We start from the raw sequence: 23,244 nt of genomic DNA, 5'->3' as shown, positions 1-23,244 counted from the left end.
CATCACTTACCGCACGTTTTGAGCGAACGCCCCATCACTTACTGCACGTTTTGAGCGAACGCCCCAACACTTTCAAACACGAACCTAAGGAAAGAATCATGAGCAAAGTTGTTGCTGAACTGAAGTACTCCGCCGAGCATGAGTGGGTTGCTGCTGATGGATCCGGGCCTACCGGCGTCGGAATCTCTGCTGTGGCCGCGGATGCGCTGGGCGACATCGTGTACGTGGACCTGCCCGAGGTGGGCTCCACAGTGACCGCGGGGGAAACCTGCGGCGAAGTGGAATCCACTAAGTCCGTCTCGGACCTCTACGCCCCCGTCACCGGCGAAGTGGTGGAGATCAACGAGGAAGTGGTCTCCGACCCCGCCTTGATCAACAACGACCCCTACGGCGCCGGCTGGCTCTTCAAGGTGGCCGTCACCGAAGAGGGTCCGCTGATGTCCGCTGAAGAGTACGCGGCAGCCAACGGCGGCGAACTGTGAGCGCCGCGGCCGCAGGCATGAGCACAGTTACCGCATTCGAGCAGGTCGTTTCCCCGTCCCTGGACGCGGACTTGTCCACTCTGGACCCGGAGATCGCCGCGAAGATCGACGACGAACTCAGCCGCCAGCGCGACGGCCTGGAGATGATCGCCTCCGAGAACCACACTGCCGTCGCCGTGATGCAGGCGCAGGGCTCGGTGCTGACCAACAAGTACGCCGAGGGCTACCCGGGCAAGCGCTACTACGGCGGCTGCGAGCACGTGGACGTCATCGAACAGCTCGCCATTGACCGGATCAAGGCGCTCTTCGGCGCGGAATTCGCCAACGTGCAGCCGCACTCCGGCGCGCAGGCCAACGCCTCGGTGATGCACGCGCTGATCAAGCCGGGCGACACCATCATGGGCCTCAACCTTGCCCACGGCGGCCACCTCACGCACGGCATGAAGATCAACTTCTCCGGCAAGCTCTACAACGTGGTGCCGTACGGCGTCCGCGAGGACACCCACACCGTGGACATGGCCGAGGTGGAGCGCCTTGCCCAGGAGCACAAGCCCGCGCTGATCGTTGCCGGCTGGTCCGCCTACGCCCGCCAGCTGGACTTCGCCGAGTTCCGCCGCATCGCGGACTCCGTTGGCGCCTACCTGATGGTGGACATGGCCCACTTCGCAGGCCTCGTGGCCGCCGGCCTGCACCCGTCGCCGGTGCCGCACGCGCACGTCACCACGTCCACCACGCACAAGACCCTCGCCGGTCCGCGCGGCGGGATCATCCTGACGGACGACGCCGACATCGCCAAGAAGATCAACTCGGCTGTGTTCCCGGGCCAGCAGGGCGGCCCGCTGGAGCACGTCATTGCCGGCAAGGCCGTGGCCTTCAAGATCGCAGCGTCCGCCGAGTTCAAGGAACGCCAGGAGCGCGTCCTGGCCGGCGCCCGCATCCTCGCCGAGCGCCTGGTCCAACCGGACGTCACCAGCAAGGGCATCAGTGTGATCTCCGGCGGCACCGATGTGCACCTGGTCCTCGTGGACCTGCGCAACTGCGAACTCGACGGGCAGCAGGCCGAGGACCGCCTCGCGGCGATCGACATCACGGTCAACCGCAACGCCGTCCCGTTCGACCCGCGTCCGCCGATGGTCACCTCCGGCCTGCGCATCGGCACCCCGGCCCTGGCCACCCGCGGGTTCGGCGAGGACGCCTTCCGCGAGGTTGCGGACATCATCGCCGAAGCATTAACGGCCGACGCCGGCACAGACCTTACCGGCCTGCGTCACCGCGTAGAGGCCCTAGCCAAGGCCCACCCCCTCTACCCAGGCGTAGCGAACCTCAGCTGTTCGGCAGGGTTTCGACAGGTTCAACCACCGGTGGTTGAACCTGTCGAAACCCCTCAACCACCGACCCCCTCCTAGTTAGGAACCACGCACATGGCTGTTGGAGTCTTTGACCTTTTCTCAATCGGGATTGGGCCCTCTAGTTCCCATACTGTGGGGCCGATGCGGGCTGCTGCCGTTTATGCGGAGGAGCTCAAGGGCCTCGGCAAGCTGGCGGACGTGGCGTCGCTGCGGGTGGACCTGTACGGCTCGCTCGCGGCGACCGGCCACGGGCACGGCACCATGACGGCCATCCTGCTGGGGCTGGAGGGTTTCCATCCGGAGCAGATCCTGCCGGAGGAGGTGGAGGAGCGGCTGGCTGCGATCGCCGAGACCGGGATCCTGCAGCTCGCTGGTGCCGTGCCCCTGCCCTACGGGGTGAAGGACATGGTGCTGCGCCCGCTGACCGTCCTGCCGCGGCATACCAACGGCATGACCTTCACAGTGTCCGATGCCGGTGGCCAAGTGCTGCACACTGCCACGTTCTTTTCGGTGGGCGGCGGGTTTATCGTCCGTGAGGGTGAGGAGGACGCCGCGCAGCAGGAGCTGGAGGAATCGAAGAAGGAACTGCCGCTCCCGTTCCGCACCGCCGCCGAATTGCTGGAGCACTGCCGGGAAACCGGGCTGGGTATCAGCGACGTGATGCGTGTCAACGAGGAGGACAGCCGCACCCCGGAGGAGATCCGCGAGGGCCTGCTGCACATCTACTCCGTCATGGAGGGCTGCGTGGCCACCAGCCTGAAGCGCGAAGGCGTGCTGCCCGGGGGGCTGAAGGTCCGCCGTCGTGCGCCGGACTGGTACGACCGGCTGAAGAAGGAAAGTTCACGGCCGGACGCTGAGGGCCAGGACCAGGAGTTCCACGACCCGAGGTATTGGCAGGAGTGGGTTAACTTGATCGCCCTGGCGGTCAATGAGGAGAACGCCTCGGGCGGCCGGGTGGTCACCGCTCCCACGAACGGGGCCGCTGGGATTATTCCGGCGGTGCTGTACTACGCGCTGCACTTTGCCCCGGGGATGGAGAATGCCAGCCAGGAGGACCGCGACGACGTGGTGGTCAGGTTCCTGCTCGCTGCCGGCGCCGTCGGGGTGCTTTACAAGGAGCAGGCGTCCATTTCCGGTGCTGAGGTGGGCTGCCAGGGCGAGGTGGGCTCGGCGTCGTCCATGGCAGCGGCCGGACTGGCCGAGGTGATGGGCGGAACCCCTGCCCAGGTGGAGAACGCCGCGGAGATCGCGATGGAGCACAACCTGGGCCTGACGTGCGATCCGATCGGCGGGCTGGTGCAGGTGCCCTGCATCGAACGGAACGCGATCGCTGCGGCGAAGGCGATCAACGCTGCGAAGATGGCCCTCTGGGGCGACGGCTCCCACCGGGTCTCGCTCGATGAAGTGATCGTGACCATGCGCGAGACCGGCAAGGACATGAGCTCCAAATACAAGGAAACGGCCATGGGCGGCCTCGCCGTCAACGTCGTCGAATGCTGAAAGAAGAGAACCACATGACATTGGCACCTGAAGGCCGGAAGCTTTTGCGCGTTGAACAGCGCAACTCGGCTGTCCCGGTGGAGCGCAAGCCGGAGTGGATCAAGGCCAAGGTCCAGATGGGCCCGGAATTCGTCGGGTTGAAGAACCTGGTGAAGAAGGAAGGCCTGCACACGGTGTGCGAGGAGGCCGGCTGCCCCAACATCTTTGAGTGCTGGGAGGACAAGGAAGCCACGTTCCTGATCGGCGGCTCCGAGTGCACCCGGCGGTGTGATTTCTGCCAGATCGATACCGGCAAACCCTCCCCGGTGGACCGGTTCGAACCGACCAAGGTGGCAAGGTCCGTGCAGGCCATGCAGTTGCGCTACGCCACCGTCACCGGGGTGGCCAGGGACGACCTCGAGGACGAGGGTGTGTGGCTGTACGCAGAGACGGTCCGGAAGATCCATGAGCTGAACCCCGGCACCGGGGTGGAGCTGTTGATCCCGGACTTCTCCGGCAAACCCGAACACATCGCCGCGATCTGCGATTCCAAGCCCGAGGTGTTCGCCCACAACGTGGAGACGGTGCCGAGGATTTTCAAGCGGATCCGGCCGGCGTTCCGGTACGACCGGTCCCTGGATGTGATCACGCAGGGCCGGAACCTGGGCATGGTGACCAAGTCCAACCTGATCCTGGGCATGGGCGAAACCCGCGAAGAGATTTCCGAGGCGCTGCGGGACCTGCACGAGGCCGGGTGCGACCTGATCACCATCACCCAGTACCTGCGCCCGTCCGAGCGGCACCTGCCGGTGGACCGGTGGGTCAAGCCGCAGGAGTTCGTGGACCTGCAGCAGGAAGCGGACGAGATCGGCTTCCTTGGGGTGATGTCCGGCCCGCTGGTCCGTTCCTCCTACCGCGCCGGCCGGCTCTGGGCCACCGCGATGCGGAAGAAAGGCTGGGAGATCCCCGCCGAACTCGCCCACATCGAGTCCTCCGGCAGCACCCGCCAGGAAGCCAGCTCCCTTTTGGCCGCAACGGCGTGATGGCCCCGGCCTCCGGCCAGATCTGATGACCAATACCTGATGAACAGACAGGACCAATGATGTTCCCCATCAGAATCGAAATCATCCCTACAGAGGGAATCGTTGAGCAGGTCCAGGCCCTGGTGCCCAAGACCACCACGCTTAGCGTGACGTGCCTGCCGCACCACGGCATCGAGCGGACCATGCGCACCGCGGTGGAGCTGAGCGACGCCGGCTACACCGTGGTGCCACATCTCGCCGCCCGCAGCCTCCGCAGCCGCGCCGAGCTCACCGAGATCGTCCGCGTCTGCGATGCGGCGGGTATCCGCGAAGTCTTCGTTATTGGGGGAGACCGGAAAGAGCCTGCCGGTGTCTATGACTCGGCGCTTCCGGTCCTCGAGGACATCGCGCAGTACAGCGGCGGGATGATGCGGGTGGGTGTCGCGGGGTACCCGGAGGGCCATCCGCTGGTTAGCCCGGTGGACCTGCTCGACGGTCTTTTGGCTAAGCAGCACCTGGCCATGCACGTGGTCACCCAGATGTGCTTCTCCGCCGGGAAAATCCATGACTTCGCGGCGCTCCTGCGCCGTGAAGGCGTCCACCTGCCCCTGTGGGCGGGCGTGGCCGGGTCCGTCCCGCGGACCAAACTGGTGGCACTGGCCGGGCAGATCGGCGTCGGAAGTTCCCTCAAGTTCCTCAGCCGCAAGGGCCCGCTGGCCCGCAAACTCCTGTCCGGCGACCGCTACTCGCCGGACAGCCTGATCGCCGGCCTCGAAAGCCAGCCCGGCAACATCGCTGGTATCCATCTTTACAGCTTCAACAGCCTTGATTCCATGCCCGGCAATTCCTTTCCTGCCGGGCCGGACCAGGCGTCCACTTCAGCACTCCAGGCAGCATTGATTCGAGGAGCAGCACGTGACAACTAAACCTGTAATTTCCCGCCAGGAGCCGCACCTTGAGCGGCAGCTCACCAACAGGCACATCCAGCTGATCGCCATAGGCGGCGCCATCGGCACGGGCCTGTTCATGGGCTCTGGCAAAACCATCTCCGCGGCCGGACCGTCTGTCATTTTCGTCTACATGATCATCGGCTTCATGCTGTTCTTCGTCATGCGGGCCATGGGTGAACTGCTGCTGAGCAACCTGAACTACAAATCCTTCAGCGACTTCGCTGCAGACCTCCTGGGCCCCTGGGCGGGCTTTTTCACCGGCTGGACCTACTGGTTCTGCTGGGTGATCACCGGAATCGCCGACGTGATCGCGATCGCCGGCTACTCCAAGGAACTCTGGCCGGGACTGCCGCTCTGGATCCCGGGCCTGGCCACCATAGCCATCCTGCTGTTCCTGAACCTGGTGACCGTCAAGGCCTTCGGCGAAACCGAGTTCTGGTTCGCACTGATCAAGATCATTGCCATCGCCGCGCTGATCATCGTGGGCATGTTCATGATCTTCACGGGCTTCCAGTCCGACGCCGGCCCTGCCGCCTTCACGAACCTGTGGAGCCACGGCGGATTCTTCCCGAACGAGTTCATGGGTTTTGTGGCCGGCTTCCAGATTGCGGTGTTCGCGTTTGTGGGCATTGAGCTGGTGGGTACCACGGCTGCCGAAGCGAAGGACCCGGAAAAGAACCTGCCCAAGGCCATCAACTCCATTCCCATCCGTGTCCTCCTGTTCTACGTGGGCGCCCTCATCATCCTGATGTCCGTCACCCCGTGGACCCAGTTCCAGGCCGGCCACAGCCCGTTCATCGCCATGTTTTCCCTGGCCGGCCTAGGCGCCGCCGCCACCGTGGTGAACCTGGTGGTCCTCAGCTCGGCCATGTCTTCGGCCAACTCCGGCATCTACTCCACCTCCCGCATGGTCTACGGGCTGGCACAGGAAGGGGACGCGCCGTCGGTCTTCCGCCGGCTGTCCAACCGGAAGGTGCCGCAGAACGCGTTGTTCCTCTCCTGCGTGCTGCTGCTCTCCGGCGTGGTGCTGATGTACGCAGGCCAGGACATCGGCAAGGCCTTCGACATGGTGACCACCGTGTCCGCCGTCTGCTTTGTGTTCGTCTGGTCTATCATCCTGGCCAGCTACCTGGCGTTCCGCCGCCGCCGCCCGCACCTGCACGCTGCCTCGAAGTACCGGATGCCCGGCGGGATCCCGATGGTCTGGACGGTGTTCGCGTTCTTCGCCTTCGTCCTGTGGGCGCTGACCACGCAGCCGGACACGCTGGTTGCCCTTCTGGTCACCCCTGTGTGGTTCATCCTGCTCGGCGCCGCGTGGCTGGTGCTGCGCCGCCGGCCCGCGCACGTAGCCCGCTACGAGACGTTCAAGTCGGAGCTGGCGCAGGATATGGACACCGAGGCGTCCGCTATCGGGCGTGACCTGGACGGTGCAGTGAAAGACGGGGTGAAGAAGTGACCACGGCAGTCGAAACGACAGCCCCCGCGGCAGGTGACTCGACGGCGGAGCCCGTTGCCGCCGTCGAGCATGTTCTGACGGTTGACTGTGCGGAGTCGCCGGGGATTGTGCACGCAGTCTCGGCGTTCCTGCTGGAACGCGGCTGCGACATCATCGACATCAAGCAGTATGGCGACAAGGCGCAGGGGCACTTCTTTATGCGGGTGCACTTCGCTTCGGAACCGTCCGTGTCAGGTACCGGGCAGCAGCCCGGCACCGAGGACCTGCGCCGCGACTTCGGGCCGGTGGGGGAGAAGTGGCAGATGAACTGGCAGCTGGAGCCGCATGGCCGGAAGCGCCGGGTGCTGGTGATGGTGTCCAGGATGGGCCACTGCCTCAACGATCTGCTGTTCCGGGCACGCACAGGCGATATCCCGGTGGAGATCGTCGCCGTCGTCTCCAACCACCGGGACCAGGAGGGCCTGGTCCAGTGGCACGGCATTCCGTTCTTCCATGTTCCGGTCACCTCCAGCACGAAGGCTGACGCGGAGGCCCGGCTGCTGGAACTCGTGGATACGTTCGACGTGGAACTCGTGGTCCTGGCCCGGTACATGCAGGTGCTCAGTGACGAGCTCTCCGCCAAGCTTGCCGGCCGGACCATCAACATCCACCACTCGTTCCTGCCCAGCTTCAAGGGCGCCAAGCCCTACCACCAGGCCTACGAACGCGGCGTCAAGACGGTGGGCGCTACGGCTCACTATGTCAACGCCGAACTCGATGAGGGCCCGATCATCTCGCAGCAGGTGATCGAGGTGGACCACACATACACGGCCGATGACCTGGTGGCGGTGGGCCGGGACGCCGAGTGCGTGGCCCTCCGGAATGCTGTCCGCTGGCACTGCGAGGGGCGCATCCTGCTGCTGGGCAACCGCACGGTCATCCTGCGGTAGGCGCAAATGGAACCGACTGCAGTGCACAGCTGGCGGCGCGTCTCCTGGAACGCCTTGCCGCCCGGGCAGTGGGTGCGGCTTTCACGGGACGGCCAGCCCCTCGGCTGCGGGGTGGTTGACGGCGCCACCCCTGACGGCTCCGTCATCTGGGTGGTCATGGACGGCTGGCCTGAGCGGCGGATGTTCCACCGGCAGGACTTCGTCAAGGTGGAGATCAAAGGCTAGGCATTTCGAACGGGGAGCCGACGACGGCGGGAGGTCCCGCCGTCGTCCGCTTGCCTTTAAGCCGTTCCCGTCATTGACCGACCGCCGCCGACCGGCAACGATGAAGTATGACTGACCAAGCTGATACCGGTGCCCCTTTTGACGACGACAGCGTAGAGGAGGTTGACGCCGTGGAGACCGCGGAAAGTATTGCCGAAGACGTCAAGGATGAAATCCGCCTGGGCCACGTGCAGGACGACGTAACCCACGTGCTGGAGGAGCGGTTCGAGGAGGCCGGCATCGACCTGCGCCCCGAAGCCGTGGACGACCTAGCCGAGGAAATTGAGCGGGACGTGTCCAGCTAACGCTTGGCGCGGGCTGTCCCCTCGGTGGCCTAAGCTTCCCCTATGGGACTAATCATCACACTGCTTATCATTTGGCTCGTTCTGTCCGTACTGGGCTTCGTGATCAAGGGCCTGCTGTGGCTGGCGATCATCGGCCTGGTCCTGTTTGTGGCCACCGCTGTATGGGGCTGGCTGAAGCGGAGAACCAGCGTCTGACGCCGCCCGGCCAGAAGACCGTGCGGGCCGGAAACGGCAGGCAACAACCTGGATCAGTGCGCTGGCCGTGTTGGGCGCATGGCTCCCGTCCTTAACTGCGCGGGAGCAATACCAATGATCCAGGTGGCCCGCACCCTTACTTAAAGCAAGCGGACGACGGCGGGAGGTCCCGTCGTCGTCCGCTTGCTTTATTTAAGCCGCTTGCTTTAAAAGCCCGCTTGGCTCTAAAGCCGCTTGCCGCGCGGGCCGCTAGTCGTCGTAGGTGTTGGCGATGTAGACGTCGCAGGGGGCGTTGTGCGCCACACTGTTGGCGACGCTGCCCAGGAGCCGGCCGATGCCGCGCATCCTGCGGTTGCCCACCACGATGACCTTCGCGTCCAGGCGGATGGCTTCCTTGATCAGGGCATCAGCCGGTTTGCCGCGGGCGGCCGAGTGGGTGATCTCCACACGTTGTCCCGATGTACCCAAACCGTTCGCTACGATTTCGGCGCTGTCCGCGTTGGAAATCCGCACCTTGTCCGACCCTACGCCGAAGGTCTCGGCGCTCTCGGTCTCGAAGGCGGTCACCACGTGGAGCGAAGCTCCCAGCGAGGCCGCCAGGTCCCGCGCAGCCTCCGCGGCTTTTCGTGCCGACTCACTGCCATCCACACCTACAACAACTACTCCGCTCATGCCTTGCTCCTTTTCTGGTGTCCGTCACTTGGCGTTCAGAAGCCAGTCTAGAGAACTTGGACCTGTTGTCCCCATGTCATTTTGCGGATGGCCTCACTTTGGAGGCCGCTCAGCGCCGCCAGCTCGAAGTCGTCCATCAGGCCGAGCCGGCGGGCAGCGGCCAGGAGGTGGAGCCGCCGCTTTTCCAGGGCAGCCCTTGATTCCTCCAGTTCGGCAAGCTCGGACTTCAGCCCGGCAATATCGGCGAGCTGCTGTTCCGCAGGCTGGCCGGATGGCAGCAGGTCGTCATAAGTCAGCCCGATGGTGCGGACCGTCCAGCGTGAAAGCCCGGCAGCCTGGGCCAGGCGGGTGACCTTCATGCCGTCCCGGAGCGCCTGAGCAATGTGTTGGTTCAGCCGGGCGGACAGGGGGCGGCTGCTGCTGGCGTTGAAGGCAAGCCGCTGCCGGTTCGTTTTCAGCAGCTTCCGGATCTTTTCAGCTTCGAGGGCGGCCTTGTCAGGCTTGGGCGTTCCGCCGTAACGGTAGTAGCCGATATCTCCTTGGTGCATCACGGCCATGATCACTCCTCGGTTCGAATCTTGCCTGAGGGGCCAACTCCGCGGATGGGCCACCTACGAGGCTAGGCAGTAAGGCGCGGTCCGCGGAAATACCAATAGTGACTGGACCCATAACGGGAAACTGTGGGTCTGCCAGTCATAAGGGACGCTTATCCGTCCACGCAGTATTGGTCTTATCCAGACCCGTCGGATTTCCCTAGTGTCGATGGAAACGAGTACCGCTCGCTCCTGACTCCCTAGGAAGAGACCATGTCTGAATTCGTACCTGCCTCGCGGGTGTCCCGCATCAAGTCTTCCGCCAGCGTGGCTGCCGCGGCCCGTGTGCGGGAGCTGAAAGCTGAAGGGCGCCGCATCCTCGACCTGACGGTCGGCGAGCCGGACTTCGACACCCCTGAACACATCAAGGAAGCCGCCGTCGAGGCCATCAAACGCGGTGAAACCAAATACACCTCCGTCACCGGTACTCCCGAACTGCAGAAGGCCATCCTCCAGACCCTCGAGCAGCGCACCGGGCTCCACTACACCCCGGCCGAGATCACCATCGGCGGCGGAGCCAAGCAAGTTATTTTCACCGCCTTCATGGCATCGCTCGACGCCGGCGACGAAGTGATCGTTCCCGCTCCCTACTGGGTCTCGTACCCGGACATGGTGCTGGCCAACGAAGGCACGCCCGTGGTGGTTTCCTGCGGCGAGGATGTGGGCTTCAAGCTCACTCCAGAGGCCTTGGCCGGTGCCATCACTGACCGCACCACATGGGTCATCCTCAACGCGCCGTCCAACCCCACCGGCGCCGTGTACTCCCGCGCGGAACTGCGGGCGCTCGCCGATGTCCTGGCAGGCTACCCGCACGTCCACGTACTCACCGACGAAATCTACGACCAGATCTACTTCGGCGACGGCAAGCTCACCAGCCTGGTGGAGGTGGCCCCCGAACTGAAGGACCGCATCCTTGCCGTCAACGGCGTGTCCAAGGCCTATGCGATGACGGGCTGGCGGCTCGGCTACGCGGCCGGGCCGGCACCGGTGATTGCCGCCATCAACAAGCTGCAGTCCCAGATCTCGTCCTGCCCCTCCTCGGTCAGCCAGGCCGCCACCGTCGCCGCCCTCACCGGTGACCAGGGCTTCGTCCGGGACAGCCTCGAGGTGTACCGCAAGAGGCGGGACACGGCAGTCGCCGCCCTGAACGTCGTCGACGGTTTGTCATGCACGACGCCGGAAGGCGCCTTCTACGCCTACGTCAACTGTGCGGGGGTCATCGGGAAGTCAACACCGGACGGCGCCGTCATCAGCAACGACCAGGACTTCACCCTCTACCTCCTTGAGGCCGCCTCCGTAGCCGTCATCCAGGGATCCGCCTACGGACTGGGCCCCTACTTCCGCATCTCCTACGCCACCAGCCTGGACATCATCGAAGAATCCATCGCTGCCATCGACAAGGCCGTCCAAGCCCTCAACTGACCCAACCCACCGAAGGAAAAACGCCATGATCCACGTTAAAACCACAGTCGACCGCCCCAGCGCCGACGCCGTCAGCCGGCTCGCGAAGTTCTCGTCCGCTACCATCCACGAGGCCCAGGGACGCAAGGGCGCCCTCAGCTCCCGCATCAAGCCGATCGACAGGTCCATGTCCTTCTGCGGCCCCGCCACCACGGTCCGCTGCGCGCCCCGCGACAACCTCATGCTGCAGGTGGCCATCCACTATGCCGAGCCCGGGGACGTCATCCTGGCCGCGGCGGGGGAGTACGAGGAAGCCGGGACTTTCGGCGACGTCCTCGGCAACGCCATGAAAGCGAAGGGACTGGCCGGCCTGGTGACGGACTCCGGTGTCCGGGACACCCAGGACCTTATTGAGCTCGGATTGCCCGTCTTCTCCGGCAGCGTCTCCATCAAGGGCACCGTCAAGGAAACGATCGGCCCCATCAACCACCCGGTGGTCTTCGGCGACGAAATCATCTACCCCGGCGACGTCCTCCGCGGCGACGCCGACGGTGTAGTGGTGGTCCGCAGGGATGAAATCGAGGAGGTCATCCGTCTCTCGCAGGAACGCGACGACGCCGAGCGCGAGCTCATCAGCCTGTACAAGGCCGGCGGCACCACCATTGACCTGTGCAACCTGACGGACGTACTGAAGGCGAAGGGACTCCTGGTCGAGCAGGCGTAGCCAGAACCCGGTGGTTGAGCCTTCGACCCCCGCGTGGTTGAGCCTGTCGAAACTTCGGTGGTTGAGCCTGTCGAAACCCCGTGAGTCAGGCGGGCGGCGCATGCAGGAACCGCTCGAGCTCGCTTTCTCCAGGCGACAGCCCGATGTAGACAAAGTCCGGCGGATCACCGATCGCTGACTGTCGTCGCCCTGGCCAGTGTGGTGGTTCCCAGTCTTGGTGTTCGCTTTTGTAGTGCCTGCCGGTGGGTGAGGTCCAGCCGGGTGGTGCGGTTTTGGTGGCCGGGGTGGGTTTCCAGCCGCTGGTATGCCGTAACCGGTGATGTCTGGGGCAGGGCTGTCCCAGATTCGATATCCCGGTGGTGCCGCCTTGATGCCAGGCGAGGATGTGGTCGGCTTCGTTGTCGAGCGAATTGTTGCTGCATCCCGGAAAGGGGCATTTGCCATCCCGCAACCTAAGCCAGTTCCTCATGGCTTGACTGATCCGGTACTTTGTCCGGCCGATCTCCAGTGGCGCCCCGTCCCTCGGATCAACGAGCACCCGGTAGAACGAGGAGGCGCCGCCTTCTACGAGTTTGCGCGCCATCGACGGCGGGATCGGACCATACCCGTCCAGCATTGCTGGCTCGTCCGTTAATCCCAGGAGGGAGAATACCGGCACGGTGACCAGCACCTGCGCCCGGATCCCCGATGATGGGCCAGCCGCCGCATCGGGGCCGGTTTCCGCATCGATGCCGTTGCCGGGCAGAGTTAGGGTTCCGTCGCTGCCACCTGCACCGGCACACCCGGAGTGGTTGCCGGTGCCAAGAATCGCCTCGGCGAAGTTGTCGGCCTTCAATTGGGCCAGGGTACGGGGCTCGTCCGGTCCCTGCATCCCCCGGGCGATGGCCGTGAGCCGGTTCCAGCCCGCCAAGGCATGGTGGGCAGGCAGGTAGGCCGAGAGCCAGGCCATGCCGTCCTGGTCCGGCCGGTACTCGACCCGCCGGTCGGCGATGCCCTTGGCATGGCGCTTTTCGATGGACTCGGCATGGTGCCGTTCCCGCCAGTTCCTGGCCTTGGCTTTGAACCGGTACGCCGGCATCTCCCCGATCGGCGCAGCCGCGGGCGGCCTGTTCACATCCGGATCCAGGAAATACGCTTCCAGGGCCGCCGCACCGGCGGGGTCAAGGCTGGCCGTTTCATCCACCATGGCCAGGGCATGCTGCCAAGTAATCGTCCCGGACTGCAACGCCGAAAGGGTGGGCGGCAACTCCTTGCACAGGGCATGGGACGCGGCCAGGAACGCACCCGCTGCCCGGGAACCGAGGGCCAGGAGGCAGCCAATTTCAGCGGCGACAGCCATTTCCTGCGCCTGCACCGGGACATCCGGCCCCGCAACAGCTTGGGCAGTGTCCGCATACGTCACCGCAGCCCGGGCCTTCAGACCAGCAAACCCGGCCTCCACCACCCGCACCCCGGCAAGAATGTCCAGACACCCATCAGCCAGTCCGGCCAGCGGATCAGCATCCGAGAACGGCGCCGAACCACACTCATCCACCTCGGCATTGAGCACAGCAAGAGCGGCCTTGATGTCCTCAAACGCCTTAGCCACCGCCGCTTTCCCCATGAACCCATCATGACAAGGGGGTCTGACATTCCTCGATGGAGGGTCAGGGACGGGTTGACCCGATGGGCATCATTGTCCAGATTGCCAGCAAGCGCCGGAGGGGGCGAGCCAGATTGGGAGCAAGCACCGGAGCGGGCAAGAGCCGGATCCAGGAAGAGGCAGGTCTATCTAGGGAAATGCAGCCCGCCTGCGGAAAAGGGGAAGGACCGCCCGGAGATACTTTTAGCGTGCTGGAAGCGGGTACTCCGGCGGGCCGAACACGGCGTCCTCCAGGAGCCAGACTGTGGACCCTCCACGGCCAGCCGGCATGAGGCTGCCTTCGAAGACGAAGATGGGGTCCATCGAGCGGTCCTCCGGACGCCAAAAACCATTTGCGGGGCAGTGGAAACCTGTTTTGGCCATCAAGCTCAGGCCTTTTCCAGTAATTCTCCTCAGAGTGTCTATCTTTTTCACGACTCGCTCCAATTAATTCTACAAAGAATGAATCGGCCGCAATTTCCCGGCCATGAATTAATTTTAGGATCAGGAGGGCAAGGGCGCTAAGACGAATGATGCATGCCCCAATAAGCGGGTGTTATGGGCGCCTACCGCGCATACTTATTGTTCAGCATTTCCTGGAGCATTTCCTTCAGGACCAGGAGAACCGCGGACGCTGCCTCTGATAGAGGATCGTGGTCCGGCGTGCACAGGGCAATCTTGCACTGGAGAGCCGGGTCCACGATCCGCAGGACGTGGAAGTCCTCCTCATGGAACAAGGCATCCGCGGCGGACTTGGGCATGATGGTGGCACCGAGGTCTGCGCGCAGCAGCCGGGCGAGGGACGGGACGGATTCCACCTCGCCTACCAGCCGCAGCTGAAGCCCCTTGCTGGTGAGCCCTGCCTCCACAGCCTGGCGCAGGGTATGGATCTGTTCAGGTAGGAAGAGCCCGTGCCGGGCCACTTCCTCAAGGGAGATCTCGCCGTCCGCGTGGTTCACGCCGGCCCTGCTGGCGTTGACCACAAAGTGGAGGTCCTCCACGATCATGGTGGTGAACTGGACACCACGGATGGGCCCAGGCTCGTAAATGAGGGCCATATCAAGGCGCCCATTCTTGATGGCTTCGCTGAGGACGCCGCCATAAATCTCCGTCACGTGCAGGACGATGTCCGGATACCTGCGGGCGACTTCACTGATGATCCTGGGAGTCAGGCTCGAGGCCATGCTGTAGGGAGCGATGGCAATGGAAACCCGGCCGGAAGGCGCAGCGCCGGATGCGGCAACGTCCTGCCGGGCCTGCTCAACAAGGCGCAGGATGGACTGGGCGTGCCGGTACAGCGTATGCCCGGCGGCCGTGGGCACCACGCCTTGTTTGCTGCGGATCAACAGGCGCTGCTTGAGGTCCGTCTCCAGCGCCGAGACCTGCTGGCTCAGCGCCGGCTGGGCCACATGGAGCGCTGCAGCAGCCTTGGTGATGCTGCCCGAATCCACGATCTGGACAAAGTACGCAAGCTTTCGCGTATCCATGGCCGCCCTCTCCGTGTCCAGAACGTCTCGGTACAGAACGTCTCTGTCCAGAACGCTAATTCACTAGTCGTACATTCTACCCCCGGGCAATCATGCGATTTCCTGATGACGTCAGATGCATTTTGCATAAGCAGTCCTTTTACCCGCGGGGCTATTTCTTTTAACAACCCGGAAATGTAAAGGCTCTACATCGAGTGCGTTCACGAACAGCGGTTCGGGGCAATGCACCTTTCTGGAAACGAGTCGACACATGAGGACTGTATGCCCGTCATAACCGCCGCCTATCCCGTGACATGGATTACGTCTTTGTGTGATCAAAGTCCCGGTGTCAGACTTTTTTCTACAAGCCCGGTGACCCGGGCATCCGGACCAAAGCCCCGCAGGCCGGTCCATACCACTTCCGCTTCCGGCAGCAGATGCTGTGCCCCTGGCCAGCGCTGTACCAACACTCCAAAGGAGGGCTCAGATGGGACCCATGGTTGATCTCGTTGCAGATCTCGGAGAAGGCTTCGGTGCCTACTCGATGGGCGACGACGCGGCCCTGCTCGAAGTGGTTTCCAGCGCCAACATCGCCTGCGGCTTCCACGCCGGAGACCCGGACATCATGAACGCCACCGTGGCCGAATGCGTGCGGCGCGGCGTCAGCATCGGGGCGCACCCCAGTTTCCCTGACCTGCGGGGCTTCGGCCGCCGCGCCATGGACCTCACCGCGGACGAAGTCCGCAACGACGTCCTGTACCAGTTCGGCGCCCTGAGCGCTTTCGCCGCCTACCATGGCACCGGCGTCGTCCATCTTGCCCCGCACGGCCGCCTCGGCAACCTCGTTGCCACCCGTCCCGACTACGCAGAAGCCGTAGCTGACGCGGCCACCCGCATCAACCCGGACCTCATCGTCCTCGCCCAGGACGGCGAACTCGCCGACGCCGCTGCAGCCCGCCAGCTTCCCGTGGGCATCGTGGGAATCGCGGACCGCGCCTACGAAGCGGACGGCACCTTGGTTCCGCGCAACCGCCCCGGCGCCGTCATCCGCGATCCTTCAGCCATCGTTTACCGCACCATCCGCATGGTCTGTGAAGGCGTCATCGAAACCGTCGCGGGAACCGACTTGCGGATCGTTGCCGACACCATCCTGCTCCACGGGGACACCCCGGGCGCCGTCCAGCTGGCCCGCCAGGTCCGTTCTGAACTGGAACGCGCCGGTGTCACCATCGCACCGCTCGCCCGGGTGCTCGCCGCCAAAGTGAAAGCCGCCTGATATGCCCGCCACTCCAACTCCAGCGCAGCCTCCGGTGGAGGTGTTCGAATCCGGGGACGCCGCACTGCGCGTCGTCGCGGCCTCCACGGACCGGGAGGCCAACTGGGCCACGGTTCATGCCCTCGCCGAATGGCTGGATGCTGCCGGTGCCGATGGCGTCCACGGCGGAGTGCCCACCTATGACTCACTGCTTGTGGAATTCGATCCCGGTGTCACCTCCGCGCGCCAGGTCCGGGCCTTCGTCCTGCTCGGCCTGCGCCAGCTCGAATTCACGGGTGCCCCCGCCCGGAAACCGCGCGAATTCAGCGTCCCGGTGGTCTACGGCGGCGAGTACGGTCCCGACCTGGAGCGCGTGGCAGACCAGCAGCAGCTCTCCGTCGAGGAAATCATCGCGCTTCACACCACCAAGTCCTACATGATCCGCTGCCTTGGCGCTCCGGCCGGCTCTCCCATGATGGACGGCCCCGACTTCCCCTTCCCCGTGCCGCGCCTGAAGGACCCCCGGCTGTCCGTGCCGGCAGGCGCGGTCGCGGTGGCCGGCCGGCAGGCAGTCATCGCACCGGCCATGGCACCGGGCGGCTGGTGCGTCATCGGCCAGACCCCGCTGACAGTCCTCGACGCCGCCAGCGAACCACTGGTTCCCTACGTTCCCGGAGACACCCTGCGCTTCCACCAGATCCCGCCCGAAGAGTTCGCACAGTACGCCGGCCGGAAGCTGGAGGCAGCACGATGAGCGGCGCCCTGATCATCCAGCAGCCCGGCAACTCCGTGGTCACGGACCTGGGACGCTTCCGCGGACCCCGGTTCGGACTGCCCGTGAACGGCGCCCTGGACCAGTTCTCAGCCCGCGCGGCCAACATTCTCGCCGGCAACGCGGACAACGCGCCGCTGCTGGAAGTCACCGCGCTGGACTTCCGCATGCGGGCCACCGCGGACCTCCTCATTGCCGTCACCGGCGCACCCCTGCACCTCACGGTGGGCGGGCGCGAGTGCCAGCAGTGGGAGCCAGTGTCCATCCGCGCCGGAGAAACTGTAGCGCTGCGACAAATCACTGGCGGGCTCCGCGCCTACATCGCCGTGCACGGCTCGGTAGAGGCGCCCGTCCTCCTGGGAAGCTGCGCGCCGGACACCGTCGTCGGCTTCGGCCTGCGGCTTACGGAAGGCACCGAACTGAAAGCCACACGAACCGTCCCGCCTATCCGCCAGCCGTACTTCGACCTGCCGCTCTTCCGCCTGGGACTGACCCGGCCGGAATTCAACAGCACCGCGGTGGTGGAAGTGACGGACGGCCCCGACGTGGACGAGTTTGGCGACACAGCCAGCCTGCTCTTCAACACCGAATACACCGTCAGCGGCCGCAGCAACCACATCGGCCTGCGCCTTGGCGGAGCCCTTCCCGAACGCCAGTCCACCGCCGAGGTGCTGTCCCGCGGCGTTCCGGTGGGCGCCATCGAAGTGCCGTCCCGGGAAGAACTCCTGGTGCTGCATCGTGGCCGTGGGGTCACTGCCGGCTATCCCGTCCTGGCAGTGGTCACCAGCCGCTCTCTGGACGTCCTCGCCCAGGCCCGCCCTGGCCACACCATAACTTTCCGCAAGACCACCGTTCCCGAAGCTACAGCGAAGTACCGGGCGGCCTTGCGGGAACTGGAAAATCTCCGGTCCACCGTCAGTACCATCTTCGGCCTCCTGGGCATCGGCAGAAAGCCCGTCCGGCCAACGCTCGCCACGGCAGCCGGAACCTAAACACCCTCCCCTCAGCTTCAAAGTCTTGTTACCATCCCCTTAGTAAGGAAAGCCATGACAACCTCTACGCACGCGGCCCAGCCGCACCAAGAGCGGCTCAGCAGCAAGCAGGCCCGCAAGGTGGTCACCGCCGGCTGTGTCGGCATATTCGTGGAACTCTATGACAACGGCATCTTCGCCTTCATGGCCGGAACGCTTGCCCTTGTCTTCCTGGCCCCCGGCAACCCGGACAACGCCCTGCTGTTCGTCTTCGCCGGTTACGCCGTGTCCTTCTTCGTACGGCCCCTGGGTGCAGTGGTCTGCGGATACCTGGGCGACAGGATCGGGCGGCAAAAGCTCCTGGTCTTCGTCATCCTGCTGATCAGCGTTGCCACGGCCGGCATCGGCCTCCTGCCCAACTATGCGGCCATCGGCATCGCCGCACCCGTCCTGCTCGTGCTGCTCAGGCTGCTCCAGGGCTTCTCCGTGGGCGGCGAAGCCGCCGGTGCCATGACCTTCCTGGCCGAGCACGCCCCTGAAGGCAAGCGCGGCATCATCACCTCCTACGCCCAGATCGCCTCCTTCGCCGCACTGCTCACCGGCACGCTGGTTGCCTTCTCCATGTCCCCCTGGCTCACCCAGGCAGCGATCGACGGCGGCGGCTTCGGTGCGTTCGCATGGCGCATTCCGTTCCTGGTGGCCATCCCCATGGGCGTCATCGGTTGGTACATCCGCAAGGCCATCAGCGACACCCCCAATTTCGTGAAGCTGAAGGAAGAGGGCGGCCTGTCCAAGAACCCCCTCAAGGAAGCCTTCGCCTCCGCCGAACACCGCCGCGCCATGCTGCTGGCCCTCTTCATCCCGCTCATGAACGGCTCCGGCTACTACGTCCTCTTCTCCTACATGCCCACGTTCCTCAAGGGCAAGCAGCTCAACTTCACCATTGGCGAAGCCCTGCTCGTCACGGCCTGCAGCCTGGTAGTCATCTGCATCGCCATCCCCTTCATGGGTGCCCTCTCGGACCGCATTGGCCGCAAGAAGGTCATCGCAGGCTCTGCCATCGCCATGGCCATCCTCGGAATTCCTTCCTACGCCCTCATCGCTACGGGCCAGATGGGCCTGGCAATCCTCGGCGCCTGCATCATGGCCGTGGTCTTCGCCGGACACACCGCGGTGATCCACATCCTCATCGTGGAACTTTTCCCCACCCGGGTCCGGTACTCGGCCTACGGCCTGGGCTACAACATCTCCTCGGCGCTCTTCGGCGGCACCGCGCCGCTGCTGATGACCTGGCTGATCTCGTCCACCGGCAACATCTACATGCCCGCCTTCTACGCGGTCATCACAGCCCTGGGCACCCTTGCCGCCGTCAGCACCGTCAAGGACCGGGCACACCAGCCCCTCCGCGACGCCTAACTTCCACTTCACACAGCGGCACTTTCGCTGCATCCACCAGGAGATTTACATGTCCTTTTCTGACTACTCAACCGCCCTCGTCACCGGGGCATCCACCGGCATGGGAGCCGCCATCGCCGAACGCCTGGCCAAGCACGGACTTACTGTCCACGCCCTGGCCCGGAACGAGGACCGGCTCAAGGAACTCGCGGACAAGACCGGCGCGGTGCCCCACATCGTGGACCTGACGGACACCGCAGCGCTGGCTGCCGCCGTCGGAAACCTTGAAGTGGATGTCCTGGTGAACTGCGCCGGCGTCTCCCGGCCCGGCAACATCCTGGACTCCAGCGAGGGCGACATCGATGAACTCATTGACGTCAACCTCCGCGGCCTGCTGCAGCTGACCCGGCTGGTGCTGCCGGGCATGGTGGAACGCGACCGGGGGCATGTCATCAACGTCAGCTCCATTGCCGGCACATACAACTTCTACGGCCATACGGTTTACCACGCGACCAAGGCGGCGGTGCACCAGATCTCCCGCCAGCTCCGCAACGACACTGTGGGCAAGCGCATCCGCGTCACTGAAATCTGCCCCGGCCGCGTGGAAACGGAGATCTTCGGACGCAACATGGGCGGCACGCCGGAAGCCATGGAAGAGGCGTGGAAGACCTACTACGAGGGCTACGAGTCGTTGACCACCGACGACATCGTCAACGCCATGGATTACGCCATCGAAACACCCCGGCACGTGAATGTTGGCATGCTTGAACTCATGCCCACGTTCCAGGTCCCCGGCGGCCTCACGTTCGACCGGCGCTAGCCCCAGCCCTGCAAGCCAGCTCCACCGATTGATAGGTTTCCCAATGCAAACAGTCCGCACCGTCAGCTTCCCCGACCAGCAGCTCCTCGACGATCTCTCACCCCTGCCCCAAGGGCTGCGGGGAGTGGTCTGGGACCTGAAGGAGGATCCCGACGGCGGGACGCTGGCTGAGATCGACGGCGTTATCCTGCCTTATATCAACGCCGGCGCGGTGCTGGGATCCCTCGCCAAGGTGAAGCAGCTGAAGTTTGTCCAGACCCAGTCCACCGGGTACGACGGCGTCATTGAGGCCGCAGGCCCGGAGGCCGGCGTTGCCAACGCCTCCGGAGTCCACGCGGCTGCAACGGCGGAGCTTGCCATTGGCCTGATCCTGGCCAAGCTGCGTGGCATCGACCAGGCGGTCCGGGACCAGCAGTACGGCCTGTGGCGGCCGGAGCGCCGGCAGTCGCTGGCGGACCGGCGGGTCCTGCTGGTGGGCGTGGGCGGGATCGGGCACGAGATCGCCCGGCGCCTGGAGCCCTTCGAAGTCACCCTCACCCGGGTGGGAAGCTCGGCCCGGACGGATGAGCACGGCGAGGTCCACGCTTCCTCGGAACTGACCGCGCTCGCCGCAACGCACGACATCCTCGTGTCGGTTCTGCCCCTGAACGAGCACACGCACCAGCTGATCGGTGAAGAGGTCCTGGCTGCACTGCCGGACGGCGCCCTGGTGGTGAACGTGGGCCGCGGCTCCGTGGTGGACACCGCAGCGCTGACCAAGGAAGTCCTGTCCGGACGCCTGCAGTGCGCCATCGACGTCGTCGATCCCGAGCCGCTGCCGCAGGACCACCCGCTGTGGTCCACCACCAACGCCCTGATCACGCCCCACGTGGGCGGCAACGCGTCGGCGTTCCAGCCGCGGATCCTGAAGCTGCTCCGGAAGCAGCTCGAGGCGCTGGCCGCCGGGCAGGCTCCCGCCAACCTGGTGCAGACAGGGCCGTTCGCATGAGTTCTCTTTTTGACCTGACGGGCCGGGTTGCGTTGGTGACGGGTTCGAGCCGGGGGATCGGCAATGCGCTGGCCCGCGCGCTGGCCGACGCCGGTGCAACAGTGGTGCTGAACGGCATCAATGGGGAGCGGCTGAAGTCCGCCGAGGCGGCGATGGCTGTCGACTTCGCCCCCGGCCGCATCCACAGTGTCGCCTTCGATGTCACGGACGACGCCGCGGCGGCCCGGGGTGTCGCGTGGGTGGAGGAGCATGTGGGGCCGCTGGAGATCCTGGTGAACAACGCCGGGATCCAGCACCGGGTGCCGATGCTGGAGTTGGATGTGAAGGACTGGGAACGGGTGATCTCCACTGACCTGACCAGTGCGTTCCTGGTGGGCCGGGAGGCGGCCCGGTTCATGATTCCGCGCGGGCACGGGAAGATCATCAACATCTGTTCGGTGCAGACGGACCTGGCCCGGCCCACCATCGCCCCGTATGTTGCGGCGAAGGGCGGACTGCGGAACCTCACCCGTGCCATGACCGCGGAGTGGGCGGCGTCCGGGTTGCAGATCAACGGGATCGCGCCGGGGTACATCCATACCGAGATGACGCAGAACCTGGTGGACGATGAGCAGTTCAATTCCTGGATCCTGGGCCGCACCCCGGCGAACCGTTGGGGCACGGTGCAGGACCTCGCCGGCCCGGCCGTGTGGCTAGCCTCCAGCGGGTCTGACTTCGTAAACGGGCAGACGATTTTTATTGATGGCGGAATGACGGTGGTGGTCTGATGACGACGAATGAAACGCAGGTTCAGCCGGCCACAGCCGAGACAGCTTTCCCCGTTTCCGGTCCGGCGGTGGTGGCCCACGCCGCCAACGACCTCCGGATCGACGAACTGGCCCTTACCGCACCGGCCGCCGACGAGGCCGTGATCGAGGTGCACTACGGCGGGATCTGCGGTTCCGACCTGCATTACTGGCTGCACGGCGCGGCCGGTGAGTCAATCCTGAAGGCGCCGCTGGTGCTCGGGCATGAGATTTCCGGGACGGTGGTCGGTGCCGCGGCCGACGGGACCGGGCCCGCCGCGGGCACCCCCGTGGCGGTCCACCCGGCCACGCCCGGCCCTGGTGCTGCCCGGTTCCCGGCGGACCGGCCCAACCTTTCCCCGGGCTGCACGTACCTCGGCAGCGCGGCGCGGTTCCCGCACCAGGACGGTGCGTTCAGCCGGTACGTGAACCTGCCCACCCGGATGCTCCGGCCCCTGCCGGACAGCATTGACCTGCGCACCGCGGCGCTGATTGAGCCCGCTTCCGTGGCCTGGCACGCAGTCGCCAGGGCGGGGGACGTGGCCGGCAAGACGGCGCTGGTGATCGGCAGCGGCCCCATCGGCGCGCTGGCCGTCGCGGTCCTGAAACGCGCCGGCGCGAGCCGGATCACCGCCGTCGACATGCATAACAAGCCGCTGGAAATCGCCAAGGCCGTGGGCGCGGACCAGGTCATCACCGCCGGCGATGCGGGGGCGATCGCCGCGGTGGAGGCCGACGTCGTGATTGAATCCTCCGGCAACCACCACGGGCTCGCCTCTGCCATCCAGGGCGCAACCCGCGGCGGCACCGTGGTCATGGTCGGGCTGCTGCCCACCGGCCCGCAGCCGGTCCTGATCTCCCTGGCCATCACCCGGGAACTGGAGCTCAAGGGCTCGTTCCGGTTCAACGACGAGATCGACGACGTCATCGCCGCCCTCGCCGACGGCTCGCTTCACATCAACCCTGTCATCACCCACGAATACCCCGTGGAACAGGCATTCGAAGCCTTCAACGTCGCACGCAACTCCGCAGAATCCGGAAAAGTCCTGCTCAGCTTCGGCGCCGGGAGCGCATCATGACCGCGTGGCCGCCACTGGTGGTGATGGGCGTTTCGGGGTGCGGAAAGTCCACAGTCGGTTCCCTGCTGGGGAAGCGGCTTGGCATTCCGTTCTTCGACGGCGATGACTTCCATCCCGCCGCCAACAAGGCCAAGATGGCCGGTGGCGTTCCACTGACCGACGACGACCGGGCGCCCTGGCTCGCCGAAATCGGTGCAGCCCTCGCGAACCCGGCCGGGGGAGCGGCATCATGCATCATCGCCTGCTCCGCGCTGGGAACTGGACATGCTCC

23 protein-coding genes and 2 pseudogenes are annotated in these 23,244 nt (G+C 65.2%); 21 read left to right on the top strand and 4 right to left on the bottom strand.

The window, feature by feature from the left end; translation table 11 throughout:
• The first annotated feature begins 98 nt into the window (after positions 1-98).
• The 10 genes and pseudogenes from gcvH (at position 99) to QFZ36_RS09635 (ending at position 8,431) form a co-directional block, all read left to right on the top strand.
• Complete coding sequence (gene gcvH, locus QFZ36_RS09680; protein ID WP_306635908.1) at positions 99-482, top strand: glycine cleavage system protein GcvH; 384 nt, start codon at positions 99-101, stop codon at positions 480-482.
• A gap of 17 nt (positions 483-499) precedes the next feature.
• Positions 500-1,810: pseudogene (glyA, locus tag QFZ36_RS09675) on the top strand (serine hydroxymethyltransferase); the annotation flags it as partial.
• Positions 1,811-1,903: 93 nt separating this feature from the next.
• Positions 1,904-3,331: an L-serine ammonia-lyase gene (locus QFZ36_RS09670; protein WP_306635906.1), complete on the top strand. Its 1,428-nt coding sequence runs from the start codon at positions 1,904-1,906 to the stop codon at positions 3,329-3,331.
• Positions 3,332-3,345: 14 nt separating this feature from the next.
• The gene (lipA, locus tag QFZ36_RS09665; protein WP_306635904.1) at positions 3,346-4,353 is read left to right on the top strand and encodes a lipoyl synthase; all 1,008 of its coding nucleotides are present in this window, start codon (positions 3,346-3,348) and stop codon (positions 4,351-4,353) included.
• A 59-nt stretch (positions 4,354-4,412) separates the two neighbouring features.
• Positions 4,413-5,258: a methylenetetrahydrofolate reductase gene (locus QFZ36_RS09660; RefSeq protein WP_306635902.1), complete on the top strand. Its 846-nt coding sequence runs from the start codon at positions 4,413-4,415 to the stop codon at positions 5,256-5,258.
• Positions 5,248-6,738: a D-serine/D-alanine/glycine transporter gene (cycA, locus tag QFZ36_RS09655; RefSeq protein WP_306635901.1), complete on the top strand. Its 1,491-nt coding sequence runs from the start codon at positions 5,248-5,250 to the stop codon at positions 6,736-6,738. The genes QFZ36_RS09660 and cycA overlap by 11 nt, the downstream gene beginning before the upstream one ends.
• Positions 6,735-7,667, top strand: a complete 933-nt coding sequence (gene purU, locus QFZ36_RS09650; RefSeq protein WP_373427033.1) for a formyltetrahydrofolate deformylase — start codon at positions 6,735-6,737, stop codon at positions 7,665-7,667. The genes cycA and purU overlap by 4 nt, the downstream gene beginning before the upstream one ends.
• Positions 7,668-7,673: 6 nt before the next feature.
• Positions 7,674-7,892, top strand: a complete 219-nt coding sequence (locus QFZ36_RS09645) for a hypothetical protein (RefSeq protein WP_306635899.1) — start codon at positions 7,674-7,676, stop codon at positions 7,890-7,892.
• A gap of 107 nt (positions 7,893-7,999) precedes the next feature.
• Positions 8,000-8,236, top strand: coding sequence for a hypothetical protein (locus tag QFZ36_RS09640; protein WP_306635898.1), 237 nt, complete (start codon positions 8,000-8,002; stop codon positions 8,234-8,236).
• A gap of 42 nt (positions 8,237-8,278) precedes the next feature.
• A complete protein-coding gene (locus QFZ36_RS09635; RefSeq protein ID WP_306635897.1) occupies positions 8,279-8,431 on the top strand; it encodes a hypothetical protein in 153 nt (50 codons plus the stop codon).
• Between the two features lie 249 nt (positions 8,432-8,680).
• On the opposite strand, the gene QFZ36_RS09630 is transcribed toward QFZ36_RS09635, so the two are convergent.
• Entirely contained in the window at positions 8,681-9,103 is a 423-nt protein-coding gene (locus QFZ36_RS09630) for a universal stress protein (RefSeq protein ID WP_306635896.1), read from the bottom strand.
• 47 nt (positions 9,104-9,150) lie between these two features.
• A complete protein-coding gene (locus QFZ36_RS09625) occupies positions 9,151-9,660 on the bottom strand; it encodes a hypothetical protein (RefSeq protein WP_306635895.1) in 510 nt (169 codons plus the stop codon).
• A gap of 249 nt (positions 9,661-9,909) precedes the next feature.
• On the opposite strand from QFZ36_RS09625, the gene QFZ36_RS09620 reads away from it, so the two are divergent.
• Together QFZ36_RS09620 and QFZ36_RS09615 are read left to right on the top strand one after the other, a co-directional pair.
• Positions 9,910-11,118 carry an aspartate transaminase gene (locus QFZ36_RS09620; RefSeq protein WP_306635894.1) on the top strand — a complete coding sequence of 403 codons (1,209 nt, stop codon included), beginning with the start codon at positions 9,910-9,912 and terminating at the stop codon, positions 11,116-11,118.
• Positions 11,119-11,143: 25 nt separating this feature from the next.
• Complete coding sequence (locus QFZ36_RS09615) at positions 11,144-11,821, top strand: 4-carboxy-4-hydroxy-2-oxoadipate aldolase/oxaloacetate decarboxylase (RefSeq protein WP_306635893.1); 678 nt, start codon at positions 11,144-11,146, stop codon at positions 11,819-11,821.
• An 85-nt stretch (positions 11,822-11,906) separates the two neighbouring features.
• Here QFZ36_RS09615 and QFZ36_RS09610 read toward each other — a convergent pair whose 3' ends face one another.
• Both QFZ36_RS09610 and QFZ36_RS09605 read right to left on the bottom strand, forming a co-directional pair.
• Entirely contained in the window at positions 11,907-13,424 is a 1,518-nt protein-coding gene (locus QFZ36_RS09610) for an HNH endonuclease signature motif containing protein (RefSeq protein ID WP_306635891.1), read from the bottom strand.
• Between the two features lie 584 nt (positions 13,425-14,008).
• Positions 14,009-14,929 carry a LysR substrate-binding domain-containing protein gene (locus QFZ36_RS09605; protein WP_306635888.1) on the bottom strand — a complete coding sequence of 307 codons (921 nt, stop codon included), beginning with the start codon at positions 14,927-14,929 and terminating at the stop codon, positions 14,009-14,011.
• Positions 14,930-15,395: 466 nt separating this feature from the next.
• Here QFZ36_RS09605 and QFZ36_RS09600 point away from each other — a divergent pair, with 466 nt between their 5' ends.
• From QFZ36_RS09600 to QFZ36_RS20935, 9 genes and pseudogenes are all read left to right on the top strand, one after another.
• Complete coding sequence (locus tag QFZ36_RS09600; protein ID WP_306635886.1) at positions 15,396-16,184, top strand: LamB/YcsF family protein; 789 nt, start codon at positions 15,396-15,398, stop codon at positions 16,182-16,184.
• Position 16,185: 1 nt separating this feature from the next.
• Positions 16,186-16,917: a 5-oxoprolinase subunit B family protein gene (locus QFZ36_RS09595; RefSeq protein ID WP_306635884.1), complete on the top strand. Its 732-nt coding sequence runs from the start codon at positions 16,186-16,188 to the stop codon at positions 16,915-16,917.
• Positions 16,914-17,927 carry a 5-oxoprolinase subunit C family protein gene (locus QFZ36_RS09590; RefSeq protein WP_306635882.1) on the top strand — a complete coding sequence of 338 codons (1,014 nt, stop codon included), beginning with the start codon at positions 16,914-16,916 and terminating at the stop codon, positions 17,925-17,927. The genes QFZ36_RS09595 and QFZ36_RS09590 overlap by 4 nt, the downstream gene beginning before the upstream one ends.
• 54 nt (positions 17,928-17,981) lie before the next feature.
• Positions 17,982-19,322 (top strand): MFS transporter, encoded by a 1,341-nt coding sequence (locus QFZ36_RS09585; protein ID WP_306635880.1) that lies wholly within the window; start codon positions 17,982-17,984, stop codon positions 19,320-19,322.
• Positions 19,323-19,371: 49 nt separating this feature from the next.
• The gene (locus QFZ36_RS09580; protein WP_306635878.1) at positions 19,372-20,121 is read left to right on the top strand and encodes an SDR family oxidoreductase; all 750 of its coding nucleotides are present in this window, start codon (positions 19,372-19,374) and stop codon (positions 20,119-20,121) included.
• A 43-nt stretch (positions 20,122-20,164) separates the two neighbouring features.
• Positions 20,165-21,109, top strand: coding sequence for a 2-hydroxyacid dehydrogenase (locus QFZ36_RS09575; RefSeq protein WP_306635875.1), 945 nt, complete (start codon positions 20,165-20,167; stop codon positions 21,107-21,109).
• Positions 21,106-21,876, top strand: coding sequence for an SDR family oxidoreductase (locus QFZ36_RS09570; RefSeq protein ID WP_306635873.1), 771 nt, complete (start codon positions 21,106-21,108; stop codon positions 21,874-21,876). Before QFZ36_RS09575 ends, QFZ36_RS09570 begins: the two co-directional genes overlap by 4 nt.
• Complete coding sequence (locus QFZ36_RS09565) at positions 21,876-22,973, top strand: L-idonate 5-dehydrogenase (protein ID WP_306635872.1); 1,098 nt, start codon at positions 21,876-21,878, stop codon at positions 22,971-22,973. The genes QFZ36_RS09570 and QFZ36_RS09565 overlap by 1 nt, the downstream gene beginning before the upstream one ends.
• Positions 22,970-23,092: pseudogene (locus QFZ36_RS20935) on the top strand (shikimate kinase); the annotation flags it as partial. The gene QFZ36_RS09565 and the pseudogene QFZ36_RS20935, both read left to right, overlap by 4 nt.
• Positions 23,093-23,244 lie beyond the last annotated feature (152 nt).

The organism is Pseudarthrobacter siccitolerans, from assembly GCF_030823375.1.
Lineage (GTDB): Bacteria > Actinomycetota > Actinomycetes > Actinomycetales > Micrococcaceae > Arthrobacter > Arthrobacter siccitolerans_A.
The sequence above is the reverse complement of the archived record's forward strand: the minus strand, read 5'-3'. Positions and strand labels throughout refer to the sequence as shown.